The following is a 22,885-nucleotide window of genomic DNA, read 5'->3' on the forward strand; positions in this document are numbered from 1 at the left end:
GAGGTTGTACCATGAGGAAGACTTATGACAAGGAGACGAACATCAACGAGATGTTCGACTTCCTGGAAGCGCAGATCAAAGACGGCCTGAAGCCGAAGATCGAAGATTCGTACCACTACTACAACCACACGCACAAGGAGTACTACTTATCCATCAGGGGCTACTTCAGCGAGGCACTGACGGATCCAGAAGTGGATGCGGCATGTTATATCATCGCCCTGCCGCAGATTTTCAACCAGGTGGATATATTCGAACTGATCCACCCGATCGAATGGGTGCGGAATGAGGACGGACGCTTAAGTGATGCGTTCAAGAACCTGAAACCGCATTACCAGTACATCGCCTTAGCCGCGGCCGAGGCGTCGAACATCCGCTTCAACACACAGCCGGCACTCTCACTCGGCCTTGAATACTGGAGCATCGAGCATCTTAAGATATTCTGGCAGTTCACGGCCATCCGGCGCAAAAATCAAATGTAGGTGATGTTATGGAAATAAAGACAGCAGACACAAAAGAATTATACGACCGTTGCCTCGACATACGCATGAAAGTGTTCGTCGAGGAGCAGGATGTCCCGGCCGACATTGAAGTCGATGAGCATGAGGACATATGCACGCATTTCGTGCTTTTCGATGATTCCGGGGATGCGGTCGGCACGGTCAGGTACCGTCCGCTCGAAGACGGCATGATCAAGATCGAAAGGATGGCTGTTCTGAAGCCGCACCGCGGCAGGGGCTACGGCTATGACCTGATGGAAGGCGTGCACCGCCACGCAAAGGAAGCGGGCTATAAGAGAGCCAAGCTCGGTGCCCAGGTCCACGCGATACCCTTCTATGAGAAGCTCGGCTATTCTGTCGCCTCGGATGAGTTCGATGATGCCGGAATCCCGCATAAATATATGATACGTGAATTATGATGAAGACCGGGACCCCGCTTGGGTGCCCGGTTTTTATTTACAAAAAAAAGACCCCAATGGGTCTCTGCACAATCAACGATGGATTTTTTCAAGGATTTGAGTCAGGTTTTTCACTTCGTCCTTAGACAAGTCTTTCAGCAGGTCATCCGTGATCTCGCATATCTCATCATGGAGATCGTCGATCAGGCGGAGGCCTTTGTCGCTGATCTTCAGATAGAATGCGCGCAGATCTTCACGGCTCTGTGTCTTGCTGATGAGATCGTTGTCGGCCATCCTCTGGATGGCGCGCGAAATGGCCGTCTGCTCCTTCTTCATCCTCGTTATCAGTTGTTTTTGTGTGATATTGGGCTCTTCTGCAATGATTTCAAGCATATAGACCTGCTCCCGCGATATGCGGCCGTCCTTCGTCTCAAAAGACGTCATATGGTCGACTTTGGCATTCAATAAGAATATATGTCTGCAGACATGCCGTGTATTGACATCGCTCATTTATACCACCCTGTTTCTATATTAGGATAATTTCATTATACACTGAAATATTTAGTGCACAACGTTTATCCGCAAAATATTACGAATAACTCACAAACAATTTACAATAAAATCCCGGGCATTTCACTATGATTTAATACCCTGCCGGGCGCCTTTCTCTTTGGGCCGGCATCACTCCGCTGCCCGTTCGAGTGCGAGCAGATTTGCGAGAATTTCCGTGCGTAGACTGACGAGCTCCGGATGCTCATACATCGCCCTCACCTTCGTATCCCGGACAAGCCCCGATTCCTCAGGGATTCCTCGGGTCACGAACATCGTGAATGCCACGGCATAGTCCTCTTTCGGATTCACCGCCTGGTACGGCACGTGGAAGTCGGTGATGTTGTTCGCAAAGAACGCATCCCGCTCAGCCTGTGATTTATAGCGGTTCTCGAGCCATTCCTCGCCGTAGCCGTCCCAGAACCTGCTGATGTAGTCATGCATCAGCGCATCCTCTTCAAGGCAGTCGAGCGACGTCACCGGATTGCACTCATCCGTGAAATCCTCTGCCGGCAGCGAGTGGATGTGTGCGAATTCATGGATGTGCGTCCTGTAGCGCGCGGCTTTGTGACCGTTGTCCCTGAAGTCCATCGCGAGTATCGTCTCGGCCTCGCTGATGTCGACATAGGCGAGCGTGTTCCCCTCCCCGTCTGAAAACAGCCTGAAGATGTCGATCTGATCCGTGTACTCATCCGGGAACAGCGCCTCGAACTCATCGTAATAGCCGAGGTAGTCCTCCGCCTCACCCGGCAGCTCCCGAACCTCTTCAATCAGCTCGGGTTCACCGCCGTCCACCGCGTAATCCTGGTACGTCCGCTGCGGCCGGTTCTCGAAGAAGACGTAAGGCTCCTGTGAAATGTCGATGTATTCGCCGAGCTCTTCCAGGTAGGCATCACCGAGGGCTGAGCATTCTTCGACCGTGCCGCAGTCCGGGTGGTCCACCGGCTGCTGCCAGTCGATGTCCGCCTCCCGGGTCTCGGGTGCGGAGAACCATTCGAAGAAGCTCATGATGAGGAAGATCAGGAGTGCCAGGCCGGTTGCGAAGATGACGAGCTGTGCGAGGAGCTTTGCGGGCTTTTTGAACGTCCCCTCATCCACCGGGTCTTTATTCTGCAGCCGGTTCGTGATGAGCGGCACGCCGCCGATTTTGACGTCAAGCAGCGCCTTGTGGATCTCGCGGAGGTGAATGTGGTACAGCGGGAGCCCGTCCGTTTCTTCAATCGGGATGATCACGTCATCCGGATGGGTCGGTGCGAGCCTGTATTCCCCGGCGGTGACGATGATGAGCGGGATGTCGTTGTTGTGGGCGTAACTCCTTAAATATCTGAAGTCCCTTTCATTGATGTCGGTCGTGATGATGAAGGCGCCGAAGTCCCGGAAGAACTTGTCGTTCCGCCTGTGGAGCCGCGCGCTCTCGAACACGTTCGAGAACGCGTGGATGCCGTCTTCGGTCAGTATGCCGAACGGCGCCGGCACTTTCTCGATGTACTCGGTGTTCACCGCATCGCGTCTGAGCGATTCCCGGTGGTTCTTCGTGAGCGTCTGCTCCTCACTGCTCAAATTCGTGTGGAGATGGATATCGTGTTCCGAATAACGCCCGAGGAGCCGCGCGATGACATGGCCGCCGACCATCGAGAACTGCTTATCGGTCCGCCTCATCTGGTTTTTATATGTGCCGCCGGCCACGAGTATGTTCACGCTGCTCCCCTCCCTACTTCAATTATGCTAGAGATTCCGTAATTTTAAAAGAGAATTGTTCAAATCATTCGAACTTTCCCTGTGCCGTGAAATAAAGTTCCGGGTGCCGCCTGATCTTCTGGACTTTATCGAGCACCGCCAGTGTCTTTTCGTACTGCTTTTCGCAGAATTTCGTATCGACATCGACATCCTTGAACGTCCCGTCGCTGAAGTGGATCCGGGTCGCGCGGCCGCTTTCTGTCTTCGGTGCACTGAAGCACAGGAGGCTGTCGGCGTTCAGCCAGAGGGCGTTTTTATGTACGCTCGATGTGAGCGGGAACATCACGAAGTTCGTGTGCTCGTCGATGATGATCGGGCCGAGCCGGTGGATGCCGTGGACGTATTTCAGGTGGTCGCGCCGCGCTTTTAAGTTTGTGCCGTACTGGTGGATCAGCAGCCGGTCGAGCCATGCGTCCGTCGTGAGCGTGGAAGGTTCGTGCCGGTCGGGATAGACTGCCTGGGAGAGGTGCTCCCGGTGGTATAGCGGTTCCAGATACTTGATGTCGTGCAGCAGATAAGCGAATGTTTTCAAATGCCGTACCCCTTTGATGTGTATTTTGTCAAACGTGTTTGATAAGTTTATTATACAATAACTTACGGTTATATTACATATATTTAACATTGATAACTTGATGTTAACTTTAAATGCGGGTTAGGGGTGTTTTTTAACGTGTTTTGGTGTTTTTTATTTGCGGCTTGACGGTGTAGAGTGAGGGCATCCGGAAAACCATGATTTATCGGTAAATCGATTGGAACAGTGTATGGAAAAACCAGATTTGAGTGCGGAAGCTTTGGTCGAGGCGAAGATACGGCAGTACGAGCCGATGGTTCATGCCGTCATGAATAAACTGAACATCCTCTATGATAAGGACGATTTCCTGCAGATCGGGCGCATTGCGGTATTCCAGGCGCTTGCGAGCTATGATCCGGCACGTGCGCGCGAGGCGACGGAGTCGCAGTTCGTCTACACCCGGATCTATCAGCGGCTGATCGATGAGATACGGAAGTGCGTGCGGGTGTCGAAGGGGCTTGAGCTCACCGAGTGGCTTGAAGATGACGGTGTGTGTGCGGTGCGGGAATCGTATGTGGATCTGTTGAATGCGGAGCTGGTTGATTTGCTGGATGCGCGCGAGATGAAGTGGTTGGAGTTGATGACGGACGGCTATTCGACTGCGGAGATTGCGCGGATACTTGGCGTCAGTATATCGACCGTCAAGGCGGTGCGCGTGAAAGTGCGGGCGAAAGTGAGGAAATTTGTCGGCGGCATGTAAATATTCGTGCTTATATGGTTACATTTATATGATTTTCTTGTATAATATATCTCAATGATTGTAGGAGGTTTATTCAATGGCAGATGAGAAAGAAGTGGAAATCATTCCGGCAAACGTCGGCGACATCGTGGCGTTCAACGATATGAAAGGCAAAGTCGAGAAGGTGAATGAAAACTCGGTGATAGTCGACATCACAATCAATGATGATTTTGACGAACACGAAATGTTTGAAAAAACAGTCGTTAACCATAAACGCTACAAGATCATATCAGATTCCTAAGTTTTATGGAGACCCCCGTTCCGGTGATGGAATGGGGGGTTTTTGTTTTTGGTTGGGGCTGCGGGTCAGCGGGTCAGCGGGTGTGGTTGGGGCGGAGGGTGTAGGTCGCATATCTCCCCTTGTTATTGAGCAGACAGAACTCGCCCATATAGCGCTTGATCGTTGAGTCGGAGATTTCGTTGTTCAGGAAATTCCTTACAGCGCGGATTTTTATTTTTTCGCCGGGGAATAATATATGGAAATCCTTGATTGCAGAATGAATATGATTTTTATTTGAATCCTTGTGACTGCAGTCTGTGCATAAGGTGAAATAGCGATGAGATTTCAAACTGAATGAACAGCATTTAGAACACTGCCTGCCGAGGGTTAGGCGCTCCGGATCAATGGTGGCTTCGTAGGCAGGTTCACTGACGATTTTATTTTTGATGATTTCAGTGATTCTCGCCGACCTGTCCCAGCTCTGGTGTTGATTCAGCCCTCTGAAATACTGCTTCATGACATCCCTTTTGATCACCTTCGTTCGGCACAGATCATCCTGGGTCGTGAGGATGAAATAGGGATCGGGACATATCACATTATAATCAGTTGTTATGTTGATTTTATTTTCAATGAAAAGTTTGACGAGTTTCGACACTGACCTTTTCGCCTGGATGAGCGGATCGTCCGAGATTTGCAGCTTACCGATTTTCCACATGTTCCCCTCATACTTATAGTGGCCGCTGTAGTTTTTGATTTCATTTATAAAGAGGATGTCATCGGTTATTATGAGCGTATCGATTTGGGTGAGGGATTTATCGGCTTTCAGCCATATATCCCTGAAAATATTGAGATTTTCATGACCGACTTCGTCAAAGATAGTATCATACAGTTTTTCACCTTCGTGTCCCCTTCTGAGTCTTTTCAGTGTCTTTTCTTCCTGTGCAGTTAAGGTTGCCCTCTTTGCTAATGCTTCCAGGTAAATGAGTTCGTTGGACTTGTTTCGTTCAGTTAAATACAAAATAAAAACCCCCTTTACTATATAAGGAGGAAAATGGCGTTTTTGATTTTTTTATGATTCAATTATAATTGTTTTATTACCTTTAATGAGTAATAAGTTTATTATTTTTTGTTTTCTGGTTGATGCGTTTAAAATTTTGGTCAGCGAGGGGGTCTAACGGACCGTCCCGGTGCGTGCGATGAGCTGTTGGGCGCTTAACAGACCGTCCCGGCGCGTGCCATGAGCTGTTGGACGTTTAACGGACCGTCCCGGGGCGCACGATGAGCTGTTGGGCGCTTAACGGACCGTCCCGGCGCGCTCGACGAGCTGTTGGACGTTTAACAGACCGTCCCGGCGCGCACGATGAGCTGTTGGGCGCTTAACGGACCGTCCCGGCGCGCTCGACGAGCTGTTGGGCGCTTAACAGACCGTCCCGGCGTGTGCGATGAGCTGTTGGGCGGATATCCCCACCCCCTTCCCCCTACAAATGATAATAAATCAGATCATTCAAATGAATATCGTCGGTCAGTTCGGATATTTCCTTATCCAGGTAGCCGATTGTGTGTCCTAGATATTCGAACGTGGTGGTGCGGCGCTTGAAGCGCAGGTCGATGGACATAACGAAGCCTTCGTGATGGTGGTGGTACATGGAAATCGGTGCGGAGTCCCCGGCCGTGTGCACTTCCCTGCCGGACAGGAGGCGGGGGCCGGAATCCCAGACAGCACCTTCCGCTTCCGGGTGCCGGTCGCCGATGTTCCGGGCGAACTGGCCGGGGCTGATGCTCGCGGCGAGGTCTTCGGCGGATTCTGCCGAGAAGCTGGCCGCGAGCTCCGAAGCGGCGTCGGCATCATGCTGCGGGTTGAACTCACCGCCGTACACTTCCGATGCGCCGGTGACGACGATGCCGACGCCTTCCAGTTCATCGACCATCTCCTGCATCGACTCATCCCAGTCGGAAACCGCAACAATCACATAATCGGGGTCTTTATTGTCATAAATATAACGGAGGGTGCGGCGGAGCGCTTCAGCGATGTCCGCCACCTCGAACAGATCATCCTCCTCCGCTTCAAACGGCCCCGCGTACCCGCTGACGTACGCAAGGCGCATGCCGTTGATGTCGATCATCTCGTACGGCTCCCCGAAAAACGGTTCCTTCGTGTTCGGATGGCCGATGTTGCAGTTCAGAAACGGATACCGCGCAAAGCCGACCGCGCGCCGCAGCTTCGAAATATTCGAAAGATCCCGGTGGTTCAGCACCGCAAAATCATATCCCATATAGTTCATCGCGGTGACCGCCGGATTCCGCCGCCCCCGCAGTTCCTGATCGATGCCGAGCGTGCCGCCGAGATCACCCAGCAGCACATGGAAATTATCGTCCGCATTGATGCTCGTCGCATAGCGCGACACTTTCGACAATGACACATCATCGCTCATGCCGAGCTTGCCGCCGAGATGCTGCGTCAAAATCAACTTCACTGTAAAAAACTCCTGCATGATGAAACCCCTCCTTGAATTTAACCTACCATGATCCGCTCTTCCGGAAATTCATATGAATGCATGTGCTGCCTGCCCCCGATGAACAATATGAAGGAAATAAAACCGATCCGCCCGATGAACATGAACGCGATGATGATCAGCTTGCTCACATTGGAAAGTTCACTGGTGATGCCGGTTGATATCCCCGCCGTCCCGAACGCACTCGTCACTTCAAATAATATATCAGCCACCTCGAATTTTCCATTCTCCAGGAACACGATGGACGTGACCCCTGCGAACACGAGGAAGACTGCGAGTGCGATGACGGCGAATGCACGGTCGATATCCGCACGCGCGATGTTGCGGTTGAATGCATGGATGTGCACACGTCCGCGGCTGAACGCAATCAAAAACAAGAGCAGTATCGCAAACGTCGTCGTCCGGATCCCGCCGCCCGCCGAACTCGGACTCGCCCCGATGAACATGAGCGCACTCATGAACAGCTGCGTCGACTCATCCAGCATATCGATCGGCACCGTCGTGAGCCCGCCGCTCCGGGAGGTGACCGATAGGAACATGCTGTTGAAGAGCGTGCCGATCACGCCGTACTCTTTAAAATAATCCTTCCATTCCATGATGAAGATGACGACGGCACCGACCACGAACAGGCCGCCGTATGTCGCCGTTGTGACTTTCGTGAATAAAGAAAACCGGAAATGGCGCCGGCGCCTCGACAGGAAGTTGCGCACCTCTATCAGGACGGGGTAGCCGATCGACCCGAGGACGATCTGCATCATCACCGGGATCTGCAGATGATATGCCGTATCGTAACCTGTAAGCGACCCGGAGAACAGGTCGAGCCCGCCGTTCGTCGTCGCAGAGATGGATAAGAACGTACTGTGGAGGAGCGCATAGTTCCAGTCGCCCGTCTCCGCGAGGAAGACGAAGAAATAATAGACTGCGCCGGCGAGCTCGATCAAAAGCATCAGGACGATGATGTCGATGACCATCCGGACGCCGCCCGATATTTTATACTGGTTCGTATCGACCCGGATCTGCATGCGTTCACGGAGGCCGATCTTCTGGCCGAGCAGCAGCCATATCATCGTGCCCATCGCCATGATCCCGACACCGCCGAGGTTCATGATGAACATGATGACGATGTAGCCCCAGAGGTTGAACGTCGAGGCGATATCCACACTGCTGAGGCCGGTGACGCTGAGCGCAGATGACGCGACGAACAGGATGTCGATGAATGCCATCTCCGAATAGTCCATGCGGTAGAACACCGGCAGTGACAGGAGCAGCGTCGCCACCACAATCGCGATGAAATAATATATGAAGATCAGCCGCTCGGGGCTGTTGTGCCTGAATTTCGCCAGCAGTTTTCTGAACACGCTGCAGGACTCCTCTCAATCGTTGTGATGGTTTTTATTGTACTATAATTTTAAAAAAAGACCGACTCAAAATTTGAGCCGGTCCGAATATTTACTGCAGGGTGACGGTGACGGACTGAGGTTCGCCATTGCGGTAGAAGTCGATCGTCATTTCGTCGCCCGGTTGTTTTTCATAGTACAGGTACTGCCTGAGTTCCATCATGTTCGCAACCTCGTTGCCGTCGAGTGCGGTGACGAGGTCGAGCTGCTGGAGGCCTGCGGATTCCGCAGGGGATCCCGGCTGGACGCTCGAGATGACGACGCCTGCGTTGACGTCTTCAGGCAGGTTCATCTCGCTCTGGATGATTTCAGGCGGGATGGTGTAGAGGTCCTGCAGTGTCACGCCGAGGAACGGGCGCTGCACTTCGCCGTTCGCCTCGATCTGTGTGACGACCTGCTGCACTTCGTTCGCCGGTATCGCGAATCCGATGCCCTCGACCATCGGCATGCTGATCTTCATCGAGTTGATGCCGATCAGGTTGCCGTTCGAGTCGATCAGTGCACCGCCGGAGTTGCCCGGGTTGATGGCGGCATCGGTCTGGATGACGTTCGCCTCCCAGTCGTAGCTGCCGTCGCCGTCAAGGTCCACCGGCACTGAACGGTCAAGTCCGGAAACGATGCCCTGGGAAACGGAGCCCGAGAATGCCTCGCCGAGCGGTGAGCCGATGGCGATGGCCGTCTGGCCGACCGTGAGCTCGTCGCTGTCGGCGAAGTCGAGCGTGCCGTCCACCGATTCGCTCGGGATCGTGAGCACCGCAAGGTCGGTCCAGATGTCGGTGCCGACGATTTCCGCGTTGAGGGATTCGCCGTTCTGCATGTTGATCTGGATTTCCTCGGCACCTTCGACGACGTGCTGGTTGGTGACGATGTAGGCCGTATCGCCGTCCACCCTGTAGATCACGCCGGATCCGATGCCCGCTTCTTCAGGCTCTTCCTGCTGGACTTCGGGCATTTCACCGAAGATTCCCGGAAGGAGTGAATCGATGCGCTGCAGGTTGATCACCGATACGACCGAATCACGCGAGCCATCGATTGCCGCCGTCGTCTCGTTCTCGGTCACATCATCCACTGCAGGGTCTTCCGCCTCCTGCTCCTCACCGGCCTCTTCCTCGTTGAGCGCCTCCCCGGTGTTGTTGTCCTGTCCGTCGAATGCATTGAACAATAAAAGTGCAATCAACGCACCCAACAGTCCTGCAAGAAGCGGCAGGAGGAATGAGCGGAAGAATCCGCCCCCGCCACCTCTGTTGCGGCGGTTGTTCCTGCCGTTTCCGCCGCCGCTGTTGCCTCCCGGCGGTACGGCACCGTAATAAACGGCGTCTTCACTTCTATGGTCACGGCCGTCCCGGGTTTCCGGGGTATTTTCGGCTGCAGGTGCGGTGCGGACAGACTCCCTGTCCACCGCCTCTTCAGTCTTACGGTCGCCCGGATAGTTGTAAGGGGCACCCGCGGTCGTCGATGCAGCATATGCCGCCCCGTCTGCTTCGCGGGTGCGTCCGTTGACGGCGGTGCCGTCCTCCTGTGCGCTGTTTTCAATACGCTCAGCCGATGCCTCCCCCGCTTCAGTTTCCGCCCGTGGTGTTTTTTCATCGGAAGCCGGTCCTGATGTATAGACATCCTGGTAGCCGGATTCATCAATCTCCTCTTCCGTCAGATCATTGTATCCATAGACCGGTTCGTGGGAACGCCCGCGGGACTCTTCGATCGAATCCCTTCTCGACTCCGCTGCCGATTTATCCTGTTGTTCTGCTTCATTATCGATGTCCGCGGTGCCTTCAGGTTCCGGAGGCCTCTCGTAAGGCGCGATCGGTTCCTGGCCTTCTTCTGTGAAGACACGGCGCCTGCGTCTGTAACGGTCTCTAGGAATGACGTGCTTTTTATCTTTATCCAATTGACTTCCTCCCAGCATCTCAAATTACTTAACCTTCATTATAAGATGTATCCGGTCAGACTTCCACTGATTCGCCGTCGTAGGGGGCTTTATTCTTGCTGCTGAACCAGCCCGTGACGATGATGATGAGCATCACAGACCAGAATATGAGTTTCCAGGTCGTCGAGTGCGGAAATTCGTGCGGGATGATGCCGACCGCGTCATGTGCGAGCGACAGGATGGCAAGTTTCACGCCGACCCAGCCGACGATGAGGAATGCCGCGACTTCAAGCCCCGGGCGCCGTGCGAGCACGCCGACGAACCATGTGGCGAAGAAACGCATGATGATGACGCCGATGAGGCCGCCGATCACCATGACCGTGTACTGGCCTGCGTTGACGCCGAAGAAATCCCCGCCGATTTCAGGCAGTGCGAGGGCGATTGCCGCTGCTGCAAGGATCGAGTCGATGGCGAATGCGATATCCGCGAGTTCCACTTTGAACACGGTCATCCAGAAACCGGAGCCCTTTTTGGGCGCCGCTTCCTTCGCTGCTTCGACTTTCTCCTGCTGCGGGTCTTTTTTATTATGCTTGAATATTGCGTAAAGGTGCGAGCCCGACACCCAGAAGAGATAAAGTGCACCAAGCGCCTGCATCCACCACCACTGGACGAGCCAGACGAGCAGTAAAATTGCGATCATACGGAAGACGAATGCGCCGACCAGGCCGTAGAACAGTGCTTTTTTACGTTCCTTCGGTTCAAGGTGACGTACGAGGACCGCGAGCACGACGGCGTTATCCGCCGCAAGCAGGCCCTCGAGAACGATAAGGACGATGAGCACCCAGCCATATTCCAAAAGTATAGCCATATCCATAATGTGTACCCCCAGATTTTTATTTTTCAATTTGCCGACAAAAAAAGAGACCCCTCGCAGAACGTACAGAAGTATTCTTCCGTACGTTTTGCCAAAGGTCTCACGGTACAGCGGATGTGGGTGGCCGAAGCCGGTTGTCCGCCGCTCATTACACCGGGTCCGATCGTGAAGTGATGCTTCAATCTGGAGCCGTAATGACGATGTAATGATAGTCGATCCTCTCGATACCCGGTGGTGTTCAACGGGTGAGCGATCACTATTGTTACTCCCCTTTTTCAAAACTAAATTTTAGTTATTGATAAGGATCTATTCAGTTGTGGTTTCATTGATAAATATAATATATCCGATTGGAAGCCCGTTGTAAAGCGGTTTTAACTATGAAAACGTTTTACAAATAAATTTCATTGTTTTGGTGGTTGGAGGAGGTGCGGGGCGGTGGTCTATCGGTCAAACCAGCGCCCACTTGGGTGATTCAAGTTCTAACGGACCGTCCCATCCCGCACGATGAGCCGTTAAACCTCCAACGGACCGTCCCGCTCCAATCGATGAGCCGTTAAACGCCCAACGGACCGTCCCGCTCCAATCGATGAGCCGTTAAACCCCCAACGGACCGTCCCGGCCCAAGCGACGAGCTGTTAAACCTCCAACGGACCGTCCCGCTCCAATCGATGAGCCGTTAAACCTCCAACGGACCGTCCCGGCCCAAGCGACGAGCTGTTAAACCTCCAACGGACCGTCCCGCTCCAATCGATGAGCCGTTAAACGCCCAACGGACCCGCCCGCCCATCACAACAAAAAACCCGTCCTCAAAGTAAGAACGGGCCGCACCCATTAAAGCAGGCTGTATAATTTTATTTCCGGGAATTTCTCGCTGAACCAGCGGGTTGCGAATTCGTTTTCGAACAGGAAGACGCGGTTGTCGTAGCGGTCGAGCACGAGGTTGGAGCGCGGAGAGTTCATGCTTTCCTTGATGTCCTCCTCGTTTTCGATCCATCTCGCGATCTTCTTGCCGATCGGCTCCATCACCACATCGGTGTTGTATTCGTTCTTCATGCGGTGTTCGAACACTTCGAACTGCAGCTGGCCGACCGCGCCCAAAATCGGCTGGTTGGTGTGCAGCGTCTTGTAGTACTGGATCGCGCCCTCCTGGACGAGCTGTTCGATGCCCTTGTAGAAGTGCTTCTGCTTCATGACGTTCTTCGCGGACACTTTCATGAACAGCTCCGGAGTGAACTGCGGCAGGTTTTCGAATTCGATCTTCCCGCCGCCCCCGCCGTACAACGTATCGCCGATCTGGTAGTTGCCGGTGTCGTAGAGGCCGATGATGTCGCCCGCATAGGCTTCCTCGACCGTCTCGGTGTCATCGGCCATGAACATCGTCGCCCGGGTCACCTTCTGCTTCTTCCCGGTGCGTGCGAGGACGGCGTCCATGCCGCGGGTGAATTTCCCGCTGACGACCCGCATGAATGCGAGCCGGTCGCGGTGTTTCGGGTCCATATTGGCCTGTATTTTGAAAATAAAGCCCGTGAACCCTTCGTCTGTCGGATCGACCGGGTCGCCGGCCTCAGTTTTCCGGGGTGTCGGCATCGGTGCGAAATCGACGTAAGTATCCAAAAATTCCTCGATGCCGAACGTAGATAATGCGGAACCGAAGAATACCGGGGTCAATTCACCGCCGGCGATCTTCTCCTCATCGAATGCATCGCCCGCTTCCTCGACGAGCATGAATTCCTCCACAGCCGTCTGGAAAGCTTCGTCCTCGCTGATCGGATGCGGCGTCTCCAGTTCGTAGTCGTCGTCAAGCTTCAGCATCTCCTCTTCGCGGAACGGGTTGATCTGCCTGTTCTTCCGGTTGATGATGCCGAAGAAGCTCTGGCCCATGCCGACCGGCCAAGTCATCGGATACGTCTCGATCTCAAGCGTCGATTCGATCTCCTCAAGCAGCTCGAACGGCTCCTTGCCCATACGGTCAAGCTTGTTTATGAACGTGAAGATCGGGATGCCGCGCATGCGGCACACTTTGAAGAGCTTCAGCGTCTGGGGCTCGATGCCTTTTGCCGCATCGATCACCATGACGGCGGAATCCACCGCCATCAGCGTCCGGTACGTATCTTCCGAGAAATCTTCGTGTCCCGGCGTATCCAGTATGTTGATCTTGTAGCCGTCGAAGTCGAACTGCATGACCGAACTCGTCACACTGATGCCCCGCTCCTGCTCGACCTTCATCCAGTCACTCGTCGCGAACTTGCCGCTCTTCTTGCCCTTGACCGTCCCTGCGGAACGGATCGCACCGCCGAATAATAACAGCTTCTCCGTGAGCGTCGTCTTGCCGGCATCGGGGTGCGAGATGATGGCAAACGTCTTGCGTCTTTTTATTTCATTTTCTAAAGTCATTGAAAATCTCCTTAATACATCATAAATATTCGTCCGGGCGGTACTTGCGGTAGGCGGCGTCGAGTGCGATGAGGTCATCGCGGTGCGGCACTTTGACGTAGTTTTCCATGATCTGGTACGGCTCGCGGCCCTTGCATGCGAGCACGATCGTATCCCCCGGTTCGCTGATTTCGACCGCATGGCGTATGCCTTCCTCGCGGTCGGTGAATGAACGGTAGTTGCCGGAACCGGCACCCGCTTCAAGCAGCTTGACGAGCATGGCGGGGTCGTCGTTCGCCGGGTTGTCCGGGGTGTAGATTGCGATGTCGGCACGCGAGGCGATCTCGCCCATCGCGTGCGCCTTCGTCGTGTCGCGCTCGCCGGTCATGCCGACCAGAAAGATCAGGCGGCCTTCCGCAAAAGGCTTCACCGTATCCATGATCTTCTCGAGCGCATCCGGCGTATGGGCGAAATCGATGATCAGGTTGACCGGCAGCGTCTTATCGAGCACTTCAAGCCGGCCCTCGACCGGATCCATGATCTTCACCGCTTCGATCACCTTTTCAAGATCGTACCCCTGCACCCATTCGCTGATGATCGCCGCCATCAGGTTCTGGATGTTGAACTCGCCGATGAACGGCGAATCGACATGGTACGCCCCTTCCGGCGTGTTCAACGTGAAGTTGAACCCTTCGAGGCTGCCGTCGATGTCCGTCGGATAAAAATCGCCCGACTCGTCCATCCCGTAGGTGACGACTTCATGCGGCGTCATGCGCCGGTATTTTTCGCTCCAAGGGTCGTCATTGTTCAAAATGACGTATTTCCGCTCTTTCATATTCTGGCCGAGCTGTGAGAATAAAAGCCCCTTCGTGAATCCGTAATCTTCCATCGTCGGATGGAAGTCCAAGTGATCCTGCGAGAGGTTCGTGAAAATCGCGATATCGAAGTTGATGCCGGAGACACGGCCGAGCTTCAGTCCGTGGGAGGACACTTCCATTGCGAACACTTCAGCACCCGCCTCTGCCGCCTCGTCCATCCTATGATGCAGGCGGATCGATTCCGGCGTGGTGTTCAGGCTGATCTGGCGGTCTTCATTGATCAGGAAGCCGTTCGTGCCGAGGTAGGCACTGTTCTTGCCCATGGCGCGGCTCAAAGAGTGGATCATCGTCGAGACGGTCGTCTTGCCGTTCGTCCCGGTGATTCCGACCATCGTCATCGCCTCGTGCGGGAAATCATATATATATTCTGCGAACAGCGATCCGACTTTCTCCGGATCCTTCACGACGAGTATCCCGGCATCATCGCCGGTGTCATAATATCTGTCGCTGATGATGAACCTGCATCCGGCATGGAGGGCATCCGGGATGAAGTCCTGACCATCGGCCTGATGGCCCTTTATTGCCACAAAGATGCTGTTGCGGTCGACTTCCCGGGAGTCTGTGGAAATATGTTCGACGGCGTCCGGGAAGTTGCCGTATGTTTTTTTAATCTTCAATAAAGAGAGCAGCGTTTTCGTATTCAAGTACCGTCCCACCTTTCAACCTTTATATTATACAATATTTTCCCTTATGCATAAAGGAAAGTATACACATATTTCATGCGGTTGTGATAAAATCATTTTTCAGATGGATAAGTGAGATGGTGAGTCTATTGACAAGAGAACACAGGAATTTATTCTGGAAATATGCAATCATATTATTTTTGACGGAACTCGTGCGGGGGATGTATGTGCTGAGCTATCTGCCGGCGCTTCCGTCGATCGAGGCGATCTCGCTGACGCTCGCGTCAATCGTGATCACCGTGCATTTCGTCTTCGATGCGGCGACGAATGCGTGGCTCGGCTTCGTCATGCGGAAGATCGGCGCCAGGTGGACGATGTTTGCGACATACGTATTGATGACCGCTGCGATGGGGATCATTTTATTCTCTCAGGATTTCTTCATCCTGCTGCTCGCTTCGGCGCTCCTCGGCATCGCGGTGTGTCCGATATGGATATTTGCGCTTGCAAATGTGGACGATGCGACGCGCGGCAAGGACATGGGGTTCATCTTCTTCAGCTGGCTTGCGGGTCTCGGCACCGGCATGGTGAGCATGAACTTCGTCATCGGCGCGATCGGGGATGATGCGGTCTATGTGATGATCGGCGCGGTCGCGCTGAACATCCTCGGCTACCTGTTCATCCCAGGGAAATTCAACGTCGGGGTGCGGAACGGCTCTTCGAGGAACCGCCGCCTGCCTTTGAAGGAAATTTTCGTAATTTTAAGGCGGCATATGCGGAACATTCCGGGAATCATGCTGCAGGCGCTCGGCGTCGGCATGCTGCTGCCGGTTTTGCCGACGTACATCACGGGACTGCTCGAACTGAGCTTCTTTGAGTACACGATCTTTATTCTTGTGATCTTCGCACTCGTCGGCTTCAGCATGACGATGCTCTCCCGCGGGCTCGACGAATATTCGGCCCGGTTCACGATGGTGATCATCTGCACCGGGTTCTTCGTCTATGCGGCGGGGATCATCTGGTTTTCGACGCTCGAGACGGTGTGGGTGATCTTCCTGATCGCGTGCTTCATCGGCCTGAGCTACGGCATCATGCTGCCCGCGTGGAATAAATATCTCGCCGGCACGATTCTGAAGGCGAAAAAAGAGGAGTCATGGGGGCTCATCAGCAGCCTCCAGGGCATGGGCGCCATGATCGGCCCCGTCGTCGGCGGACTCACTGCCGACATCTTCGGCAATGTTAAGGCGACACTCATCGCGAGCGGGCTGATCTTTCTGGTCCTCACGATCTACTATATCGTGATGTTCATGCGCACGCGGCGTACGAACCCGAAAACGAATTGAAGATGAATATGAATAAAGCTCACCCTCCGGCGCTTGTGCCGGGGAGTGAGCTTTTTTGTTGGGATTATAATGATTGGCGGGGTCTATCGCTCAAACAAGATGCCTAGTGAGCGATGGGCGGGGTCTATCGCTCAAACAAGATGCCTAGTGAGCGATGGGCGGACTCTATCGCTCAAACAAGATGCCCAGTGAGCGATGGGCGCATTCTATCGCTCAAACGAGATGCCCAGTGAGCGATGGGGAGCGTCTATCGCTCAAACGAGATGCACAGTGAGCGATGGGGAACGTCTATCGCTCAAACGAGATGCCCAGTGAGTGATGGGGAACGTCTATCGCTCAAACGAAATGCCCAGTGAGCGATGGGGAGCATCTATCGGTCAAACCAACGCTCACTTGGCCGATAGAGATGCCAAAAAACAAAAAAAGCGGCAGACAGACATCACCCGTCCATCTGCCACCCTCTTCAATTAAAATCACTTCAACTCTTCACGTTTCAACCGCTCGAGCGTGTTCTCCATGTATTCGATGACTTCATCGCGGTGCTCCGAGCGCAGTGCGTATTCGATCGTCGTCTTGACGAAGCCGCGCATATGGCCGACATCGTAGCGGTCGCCGGCAAAGTCGCATGCGTAGACGTCCTTGCCCTTATGGATCAGACTGGCGATCGCGTCGGTCAGCTGGATCTCGCCGCCGGCACCGATGACGCCCTTCCCGAGTTCATCGAAAATATCGGGCGTGAGCACATATCTCCCCATCACCGCAAGGCGCGAATCGGTTTCGGACGCATCCGGTTTCTCGTACAGGTCCGTCAGATGATAAAGGTCCTCCGAACAGTTGTCGTACTCGACGATGCCGTATCTTGATACGTCTTCCTCGGGTACGGTCTTCACGCCGATGATGCTCGAATCCGTCCGCTCGAACTCCTCGATCAGCTGGCCGATCGCAGGTGTGCCCTCGCCGTGGTCCACGATGTCATCGCCGAGCAGCACCGCAAACGGCTCATCGCCGATGAACTGGCGCGCGGTGTTTATTGCGTGACCCAGCCCCTTCGGTGCCTTCTGCCTGACATAGAATATGTTGGCAAGCCCGGTCGAATGCTCGACTTTTTCAAGTAATTCATATTTCCCTTTTTCCTTCAGCGCGAGCTCAAGCTCGACCTGATGATCGAAATGGTCCTCGATCGCACGTTTGTGACGCCCCGTGACGATGATGATGTCCTCGATGCCTGCCGCCACCGCCTCTTCCACAATGTACTGGATCGTTGGCTTATCGAGGATCGGGATCATCTCCTTCGGCATCGCCTTGGTCGCCGGCAAAAACCTCGTCCCGAGACCCGCCGCCGGTATGACTGCTTTTCTCACTTTCTGACTCAAAATACACGCCTCCTGCAATTCGCAAACTTTATTTTAGATATTAACATAGTATACCTCTAAACTTCCTCTTTCAAACGGTCCCGCTTCTCCTTGCGCTTAACCAGGAGGATGCTGAACTCATACAGGAGGATCATCGGCGTCAGTGTCAGGAGGTGTGAAAAGATATCCGGCGGCGCGATCAGCGCCGTGATCACAAGCAGTCCGAAATACGCAAATCTCCTCACGTTCCGCATCAGCTCCGAGTCCAGCAGTTCAAGATAATTCAGGAATAAAACCACCAGCGGCAATTGGAATACGAGCCCGAGCGGGATCGTCGTCACCAGCAGGAACGACATGTACTCATCCGCCGTGATCAGCACATCGAAATTCTGTTCGCCCATGCTGATGAGCGCAAAATAGCTGATCGGATGGACGACGAAATAGCCGAACAGGAGGCCGATTAAAAACAGGACGATCATCAGCGGGAGCATCGTATGCATGATCCGCGCATCTTTCGGGATCAGCCGCGGCTGCACGAACTGCCATAAGTAGAAGAGGATGAACGGTATCGAGAGGCCGATGCTGATTGCGCCCGAGGTGCGGAAATAAAACCGGATCACTTCGAACGGCCCCATGACGACGATGTCCGCACCCTTCCCGATGAAGCCGAACCACCAGCTGACGGTCATGAAGATGATGATGAATACGACTGCGATGGTGATGGCGGACTTGATCAGCACCGCACGGAGCGCTTCGAGATGGCCCGAGAAGGTGTCGACCGAATCGACGATGGCCTCCTCGGCCGGCTTCCGGTCTTTATTCTCCATTTTGTTTTCCTGTACGATACGATCACCCGCCTTTGATATCGAAATTTTCTAACTATTGGTTTTGTAATATGTTTTTATATAGTCTATAATAAGTATAAAATATATTCTATATCGAGGTGCATGGAAATGTCATTTTTTAAAATGTTGACTTGGGACAACGGACATATGGACTTGCGCTACACTGAAGATTCCTATGACGGTTCTGTGAAGATCACGAATGTTTACCGCGACAACAGAGCTTTGGATTACGAGGAAGTTAATGATAAGTACGCCCCGCAGATCAAATCGGCACAGGGGACGATCAAAACATACCGCATTGCGATGCTCATCCTTTTCATCGGCCTGGTGCTGCTGCCGGCCATCGTCGTCGGTGTCGTCCAGAGCAATATCCTGCTCGTCGGCGTCATCATCGTCTACTCCATCGTGGCCTATTTCCTGGTCGAGGCTTATAACCAGACCATCATCAACAGTGTACTATACGAGATGGATAAAGACCTGACCGGCGGACAGGGTACACCGCGGCAGAAGAAAAAATAATTTATGCGCGTCTGCAGGCTCCGGCCTGCAGGCGTTTTTTTATGGGGTTTTTATTTAACGGATGCTCGTTTCCACGACGAGCATCCGTTGGAGGTTTAACACCCGTTCATTTCCCCGACGAGCATCCGTTAACCCGTCCCATCCCGCAAAAAACCGGCTGCACTCATGCAGCCGGCCATCACCATCATCAGTCTTCAAGTCTTCCGCCGTCTTCGCTGTATGTTATGACACCTTCGGCGCAGCGGTATGCGAGTGCACCGACGGTGGATGTCGGGTTGTAGCCGCTGTTGTGCGGGAAGTTGCCCGCGCCGACGACGAACAGGTTGTCGCGGTCCCAGTGCTGCATCCAGTTGTTGACGACGCTTGTCTCGGGATCGTCACCCATCACGGTGCCGCCGGTGTTGTGCGTCGACTGGTACGGCACGATGTCATAATCGCCGATCTCCTCATCGACCACGATTTCATTGGCACCCATCTCCTCCAGTATCTCACCGCACCTGTCGGCCAGGTACTTCGTCCTCACCCTGTCGGAGTCCGTGAAGTTATAGGTCAGCTGGACGAGCGGCAGTCCGTATGCATCGGTGTAGTCCTCGTCGATGTCTAAGTAGTTGTCCTTGTGCGGTGTCGTTGCACACTGGCCCTGCACACGGATTGTCCGCGTGTAGTTCTCTATCGTCTCCTTCTTGAATTCGGCACCCCAGCTCGGCGTGTCCGGGCGGGTGATGTTCGTTGCGATCGGACGTGAGCCCGTCTGCGTCACCGCGATGTTCCCGCCGTGCAGGAAGTCGAGGTCCGAATGATCGAACTCATCCCCGTTGTAATCGTCGAGCCCCGCACCGAGTGCGCCTGCGCCCATGAACGTATTGAACTGGGTGTCGAAGAAGCCCCTCGCACCGCCGAATGTCTGGTAACCGTAGTTCCTGCCGAGCGTTCCCTCCTCGGTTTCCGGGTCGTACTGCTCGCCGATATCGGAAACGCGCAGCAGTTTATAGTTGTTGAATACATAACTGTTCAGGACGACGATGTCCGCCGGCTGGATGAATTCCTCGCCGCTCAGCGTATCGATGTAGCGCACGCCGCTGACCAGGCTGTCGTCATCCTCATCCGTCAGCACTTCCACGACGTTCGCCTGCGTCCTGATATCGAAGTTCCCCGTCTCGAGCGCCGTCGGGATGACGGTCGTCTCCGGTGATGACTTCGCATCGTACTCACATGCGAACCTTTCGCAGAATGCACAGTACTGGCACGGCTGCAGCGTCTGCCCGTCCGGGTTCGTGTACTGCTGGGTCATGTTCGCGGACGGCATCATGTGGGCATGCAGCCCCATGCCGTTCGCCGCGTCCTTGAAGAGCTTGAGCATCGGTGTCTCGATCATCGGCGGCGTCGGGAACGGTTCCGACCGGCTCCCGCCGAGCGGATTTTCCTCGCCTGCAAGGCCGATCGTCAAATCGAATTGGGTGAAGTATGGCTCCAGTTCATCGTATGTAATGCCCCAGTCCTGCCATCTGTACCCTTTGTCATCCCCAAGCTTGTCCTCCCCGTAACGCTCCTCCGTCAGTGAACGGATTTCAAAATCGTACGGCAGGAAACGCCACGTCTGCCCGTTCCAGTGCGTCCCCGCCCCGCCGACGTTCTCACCGAGCAGGAAGGAACCCATGCGCCGCATCGGCAGCGCCCGTTCATCCCGCGTGTTCCTGAAAGTGATCGTCTCCTTCGAAGTGTCCTGCATCAGTTCATATCTGATCGCATACCTGTACTCATCATGCACATGCTGGTAATCTTCCGTGCCGCGGTTCTTCCCGCGCTCCAGGCCGACGACCGACAGGCCCGCCTTTGCCGCTTCCGCAGCGACGATGCCGCCGGTCCAGCCGACCCCGACTGTCACGACATCCACTTTATCCAATGTTTCTGCCATAATTTTCTCCCCCGTCCTTAATGTCCTTCAGCGACCGACTGCGGATCTATTTCATGGAACTCCCCGTCGTCGATCTGTTCGATGTATGCCATCTGGTGGCCCGGGAAGTTCTTCATCTTCCAGCCTTCCATGCCGCGGTTGCCACGGTAGATCGGGTCGGAATAAACCCCCTCGAGCGTCGCGGTCCTGAGCAGCCCGAAAAATTCCGGCGCCGTCGCTGTATGGGCCGGCACCCCCATGTCCACTTCCCCTTCCTGGAAAAGCGTGAGGATCTCGTCCATCTGTTCCGGCTCGAGTGCCCTGAAGTCCGCATCATGCTCCTCGTTTGCCACCTCATTCAGCTTCAGTATGCCGAGCGTGAAATATTCGCGCCGGTTCAGCCTCGACTGGTACCCCTGTGTCGCAGATCCTTCATAGAAAGGACCCTGCATATATTCCTTTGTGTTGCTGCCGTAGTCGCCCGCAAGCTGGCCGTCCAGGAAATATGCCGCACCGAGTGCCGCAGCCCCCGGTCCGAGGTCATCCTCCGGGAATATGCGCTCCATCGCCGCTTCGATCGTCTCCCTGTCGGAGTGCTTCGTGAAGAAAAGGTAGCCGGTGTGGTGGTTATCACCGCCCGATGCCTCCTCACCGTGTTCAGCCGTCTCCGGTTCGGTGGCCGGCGGACTCTGGTCGAAGTTGTAGCCGATGAACCCGCCGAGCAGCGATCCGCCGAGTATGCCGCCCGTCGCAACGCCCGTCGTCTTCAGAAAATCACGCCTGGAAAAACGTTTCTCATCCTTGCTCATTTAACCCACTCCCCTGCATGTTTTACTATTCTGATAAATATAACTTTATTGTACACCATCTGCATATATTTAAAAGTGAAAATCGAAAGAATATTACTAATTTTATAGTAAATTTCCCCAAAGCGGCGTTTTCCTGAAAGCGCTGCCCGTTTTCCGCCGTCCCACTGCCATGAAACGGACTGCTTTTTTGTATCTCATCCTCACCCACCAGTAACCGTCTGCGGCATACAGCCGGTCGAAGTCGACCTCTGACCCCGCAGGCAATACGCCCGCACGCCCCGCCTGCAGATTCGGGAAGGTGCGCATGTTGATCCGCCGGTCCGTAACAAACTTTCCCTTTTCAGGCCATACATCATGGAGCACCAGTTTCAACGGATCGATGCCCGTGCAGACGAAATTCCGCTCGCCGCGGATGAAGCCGTAGTTCTGGAACTGGATATGCAGGTGCGAGTTCATATGGACGCCCTGGTTGTTCGTATTGGACTGATGCCCGACCGTCTGGCCGGCCCTCACCTTCTGGCCGACCCTGACGGGTAAGTTCCGTGCCAGATGACCGTATATCACCTGGATGCCGAGCTCTTTATTCGCAACGACCACGGTGCCGCCGAAGTTGCCGTATGCTTTCGTGCCTGCTGAAACGACGCCGTCGCACACCGAGGGGACGGGCGCCAGATGACGTTTCGACAAATCATAGGCGCGGTGGTAGCCGCCGCAGTAGCTGTCATAGTTGTGGCCGTTCACGGTGTAATCACGCTTCCCCCAGATTTTCGACGCATATTTCGTCGGATCGGACGTGACCCTGAAACCTTTTGATACGAGATAGTCGATCGGATTCATATAATCTCCCCTTTAAAAGTCATATTCCATATATCGTAGAAAATGTGAATAAA

Annotated in this window: 21 protein-coding genes; 6 read left to right on the plus strand and 15 right to left on the minus strand. The window is 54.2% G+C overall.

Annotated elements, in window-relative coordinates; genetic code table 11:
- The first annotated feature begins 11 nt into the window (after nucleotides 1–11).
- Nucleotides 12–479: a DUF2538 family protein gene (locus CRN96_RS12305; RefSeq protein ID WP_097042645.1), complete on the plus strand. Its 468-nt coding sequence runs from the start codon at nucleotides 12–14 to the stop codon at nucleotides 477–479.
- A gap of 8 nt (nucleotides 480–487) precedes the next feature.
- On the plus strand, nucleotides 488–916 hold the full coding sequence (locus CRN96_RS12310; protein WP_097042647.1) for a GNAT family N-acetyltransferase: 429 nt from the start codon (nucleotides 488–490) through the stop codon (nucleotides 914–916).
- 72 nt (nucleotides 917–988) lie between these two features.
- Here the strand turns inward: CRN96_RS12310 and CRN96_RS12315 are convergent, their stop codons facing one another.
- From CRN96_RS12315 to CRN96_RS12325, 3 genes are all read right to left on the minus strand, one after another.
- Nucleotides 989–1,405: a MarR family winged helix-turn-helix transcriptional regulator gene (locus CRN96_RS12315; RefSeq protein WP_097042649.1), complete on the minus strand. Its 417-nt coding sequence runs from the start codon at nucleotides 1,403–1,405 to the stop codon at nucleotides 989–991.
- Between the two features lie 171 nt (nucleotides 1,406–1,576).
- A complete protein-coding gene (locus CRN96_RS12320) occupies nucleotides 1,577–3,142 on the minus strand; it encodes a hypothetical protein (RefSeq protein ID WP_097042651.1) in 1,566 nt (521 codons plus the stop codon).
- Nucleotides 3,143–3,206: 64 nt separating this feature from the next.
- Nucleotides 3,207–3,713 carry a competence protein ComK gene (locus CRN96_RS12325; RefSeq protein ID WP_245844701.1) on the minus strand — a complete coding sequence of 169 codons (507 nt, stop codon included), beginning with the start codon at nucleotides 3,711–3,713 and terminating at the stop codon, nucleotides 3,207–3,209.
- Between the two features lie 229 nt (nucleotides 3,714–3,942).
- Between CRN96_RS12325 and CRN96_RS12330 the strand changes: the two genes are divergently transcribed.
- Nucleotides 3,943–4,452: a sigma-70 family RNA polymerase sigma factor gene (locus tag CRN96_RS12330; RefSeq protein ID WP_097042655.1), complete on the plus strand. Its 510-nt coding sequence runs from the start codon at nucleotides 3,943–3,945 to the stop codon at nucleotides 4,450–4,452.
- 100 nt (nucleotides 4,453–4,552) lie between these two features.
- A complete protein-coding gene (locus tag CRN96_RS12335) occupies nucleotides 4,553–4,732 on the plus strand; it encodes a YkvS family protein (protein WP_097042803.1) in 180 nt (59 codons plus the stop codon).
- A 73-nt stretch (nucleotides 4,733–4,805) separates the two neighbouring features.
- On the opposite strand, the gene CRN96_RS12340 is transcribed toward CRN96_RS12335, so the two are convergent.
- From CRN96_RS12340 to CRN96_RS12370, 7 genes are all read right to left on the minus strand, one after another.
- Nucleotides 4,806–5,729 carry a nuclease-related domain-containing protein gene (locus CRN96_RS12340; protein WP_179647225.1) on the minus strand — a complete coding sequence of 308 codons (924 nt, stop codon included), beginning with the start codon at nucleotides 5,727–5,729 and terminating at the stop codon, nucleotides 4,806–4,808.
- A 460-nt stretch (nucleotides 5,730–6,189) separates the two neighbouring features.
- Nucleotides 6,190–7,203: a bifunctional UDP-sugar hydrolase/5'-nucleotidase gene (locus CRN96_RS12345; protein WP_097042659.1), complete on the minus strand. Its 1,014-nt coding sequence runs from the start codon at nucleotides 7,201–7,203 to the stop codon at nucleotides 6,190–6,192.
- 20 nt (nucleotides 7,204–7,223) lie between these two features.
- On the minus strand, nucleotides 7,224–8,582 hold the full coding sequence (locus CRN96_RS12350) for a TrkH family potassium uptake protein (protein WP_245844703.1): 1,359 nt from the start codon (nucleotides 8,580–8,582) through the stop codon (nucleotides 7,224–7,226).
- 91 nt (nucleotides 8,583–8,673) lie between these two features.
- Nucleotides 8,674–10,509 (minus strand): S1C family serine protease, encoded by a 1,836-nt coding sequence (locus CRN96_RS12355; protein WP_245844705.1) that lies wholly within the window; start codon nucleotides 10,507–10,509, stop codon nucleotides 8,674–8,676.
- Between the two features lie 55 nt (nucleotides 10,510–10,564).
- Nucleotides 10,565–11,362 carry a TerC family protein gene (locus tag CRN96_RS12360; RefSeq protein WP_097042663.1) on the minus strand — a complete coding sequence of 266 codons (798 nt, stop codon included), beginning with the start codon at nucleotides 11,360–11,362 and terminating at the stop codon, nucleotides 10,565–10,567.
- 831 nt (nucleotides 11,363–12,193) lie between these two features.
- Nucleotides 12,194–13,756: a peptide chain release factor 3 gene (locus CRN96_RS12365; protein ID WP_097042665.1), complete on the minus strand. Its 1,563-nt coding sequence runs from the start codon at nucleotides 13,754–13,756 to the stop codon at nucleotides 12,194–12,196.
- 19 nt (nucleotides 13,757–13,775) lie between these two features.
- Complete coding sequence (locus CRN96_RS12370) at nucleotides 13,776–15,257, minus strand: UDP-N-acetylmuramoyl-L-alanyl-D-glutamate--2,6-diaminopimelate ligase (RefSeq protein WP_097042667.1); 1,482 nt, start codon at nucleotides 15,255–15,257, stop codon at nucleotides 13,776–13,778.
- A gap of 83 nt (nucleotides 15,258–15,340) precedes the next feature.
- Here CRN96_RS12370 and CRN96_RS12375 point away from each other — a divergent pair, with 83 nt between their 5' ends.
- The gene (locus CRN96_RS12375; RefSeq protein WP_245844707.1) at nucleotides 15,341–16,576 is read left to right on the plus strand and encodes an MFS transporter; all 1,236 of its coding nucleotides are present in this window, start codon (nucleotides 15,341–15,343) and stop codon (nucleotides 16,574–16,576) included.
- A gap of 473 nt (nucleotides 16,577–17,049) precedes the next feature.
- On the opposite strand, the gene galU is transcribed toward CRN96_RS12375, so the two are convergent.
- The gene (gene galU / locus CRN96_RS12380) at nucleotides 17,050–17,949 is read right to left on the minus strand and encodes a UTP--glucose-1-phosphate uridylyltransferase GalU (protein ID WP_097042671.1); all 900 of its coding nucleotides are present in this window, start codon (nucleotides 17,947–17,949) and stop codon (nucleotides 17,050–17,052) included.
- A 56-nt stretch (nucleotides 17,950–18,005) separates the two neighbouring features.
- A complete protein-coding gene (gene tatC / locus CRN96_RS12385; protein ID WP_097042673.1) occupies nucleotides 18,006–18,755 on the minus strand; it encodes a twin-arginine translocase subunit TatC in 750 nt (249 codons plus the stop codon).
- Between the two features lie 126 nt (nucleotides 18,756–18,881).
- Between tatC and CRN96_RS12390 the strand changes: the two genes are divergently transcribed.
- Nucleotides 18,882–19,292 carry a hypothetical protein gene (locus CRN96_RS12390; protein ID WP_097042676.1) on the plus strand — a complete coding sequence of 137 codons (411 nt, stop codon included), beginning with the start codon at nucleotides 18,882–18,884 and terminating at the stop codon, nucleotides 19,290–19,292.
- Between the two features lie 187 nt (nucleotides 19,293–19,479).
- On the opposite strand, the gene CRN96_RS12395 is transcribed toward CRN96_RS12390, so the two are convergent.
- From CRN96_RS12395 to CRN96_RS12405, 3 genes are all read right to left on the minus strand, one after another.
- A complete protein-coding gene (locus CRN96_RS12395) occupies nucleotides 19,480–21,207 on the minus strand; it encodes a GMC family oxidoreductase (RefSeq protein WP_097042678.1) in 1,728 nt (575 codons plus the stop codon).
- Between the two features lie 17 nt (nucleotides 21,208–21,224).
- Nucleotides 21,225–21,995, minus strand: a complete 771-nt coding sequence (locus CRN96_RS12400) for a gluconate 2-dehydrogenase subunit 3 family protein (RefSeq protein ID WP_097042680.1) — start codon at nucleotides 21,993–21,995, stop codon at nucleotides 21,225–21,227.
- 102 nt (nucleotides 21,996–22,097) lie between these two features.
- A complete protein-coding gene (locus tag CRN96_RS12405) occupies nucleotides 22,098–22,832 on the minus strand; it encodes a peptidoglycan DD-metalloendopeptidase family protein (protein ID WP_097042682.1) in 735 nt (244 codons plus the stop codon).
- Between the last annotated feature and the right edge of the window lie 53 nt (nucleotides 22,833–22,885).

Source organism: Salinicoccus kekensis, from assembly GCF_900220995.1.
GTDB classification, from domain to species: domain Bacteria; phylum Bacillota; class Bacilli; order Staphylococcales; family Salinicoccaceae; genus Lacicoccus; species Lacicoccus kekensis.

Bases quoted from the DNA above. Each gene is read 5' to 3' on its own strand.
- CRN96_RS12305 (WP_097042645.1), top strand. From the start codon at position 12: ATGAGGAAGACTTATGACAAGGAGACGAACATCAACGAGATGTTCGAC.
- CRN96_RS12310 (WP_097042647.1), top strand. From the start codon at position 488: ATGGAAATAAAGACAGCAGACACAAAAGAATTATACGACCGTTGCCTC.
- CRN96_RS12315 (WP_097042649.1), bottom strand. From the start codon at position 1,405: ATGAGCGATGTCAATACACGGCATGTCTGCAGACATATATTCTTATTG.
- CRN96_RS12330 (WP_097042655.1), top strand. From the start codon at position 3,943: ATGGAAAAACCAGATTTGAGTGCGGAAGCTTTGGTCGAGGCGAAGATA.
- CRN96_RS12345 (WP_097042659.1), bottom strand. From the start codon at position 7,203: ATGCAGGAGTTTTTTACAGTGAAGTTGATTTTGACGCAGCATCTCGGC.
- CRN96_RS12360 (WP_097042663.1), bottom strand. From the start codon at position 11,362: ATGGATATGGCTATACTTTTGGAATATGGCTGGGTGCTCATCGTCCTT.
- CRN96_RS12365 (WP_097042665.1), bottom strand. From the start codon at position 13,756: ATGACTTTAGAAAATGAAATAAAAAGACGCAAGACGTTTGCCATCATC.
- tatC (WP_097042673.1), bottom strand. From the start codon at position 18,755: ATGGAGAATAAAGACCGGAAGCCGGCCGAGGAGGCCATCGTCGATTCG.
- CRN96_RS12390 (WP_097042676.1), top strand. From the start codon at position 18,882: ATGTCATTTTTTAAAATGTTGACTTGGGACAACGGACATATGGACTTG.
- CRN96_RS12395 (WP_097042678.1), bottom strand. From the start codon at position 21,207: ATGGCAGAAACATTGGATAAAGTGGATGTCGTGACAGTCGGGGTCGGC.
- CRN96_RS12400 (WP_097042680.1), bottom strand. From the start codon at position 21,995: ATGAGCAAGGATGAGAAACGTTTTTCCAGGCGTGATTTTCTGAAGACG.
- CRN96_RS12405 (WP_097042682.1), bottom strand. From the start codon at position 22,832: ATGAATCCGATCGACTATCTCGTATCAAAAGGTTTCAGGGTCACGTCC.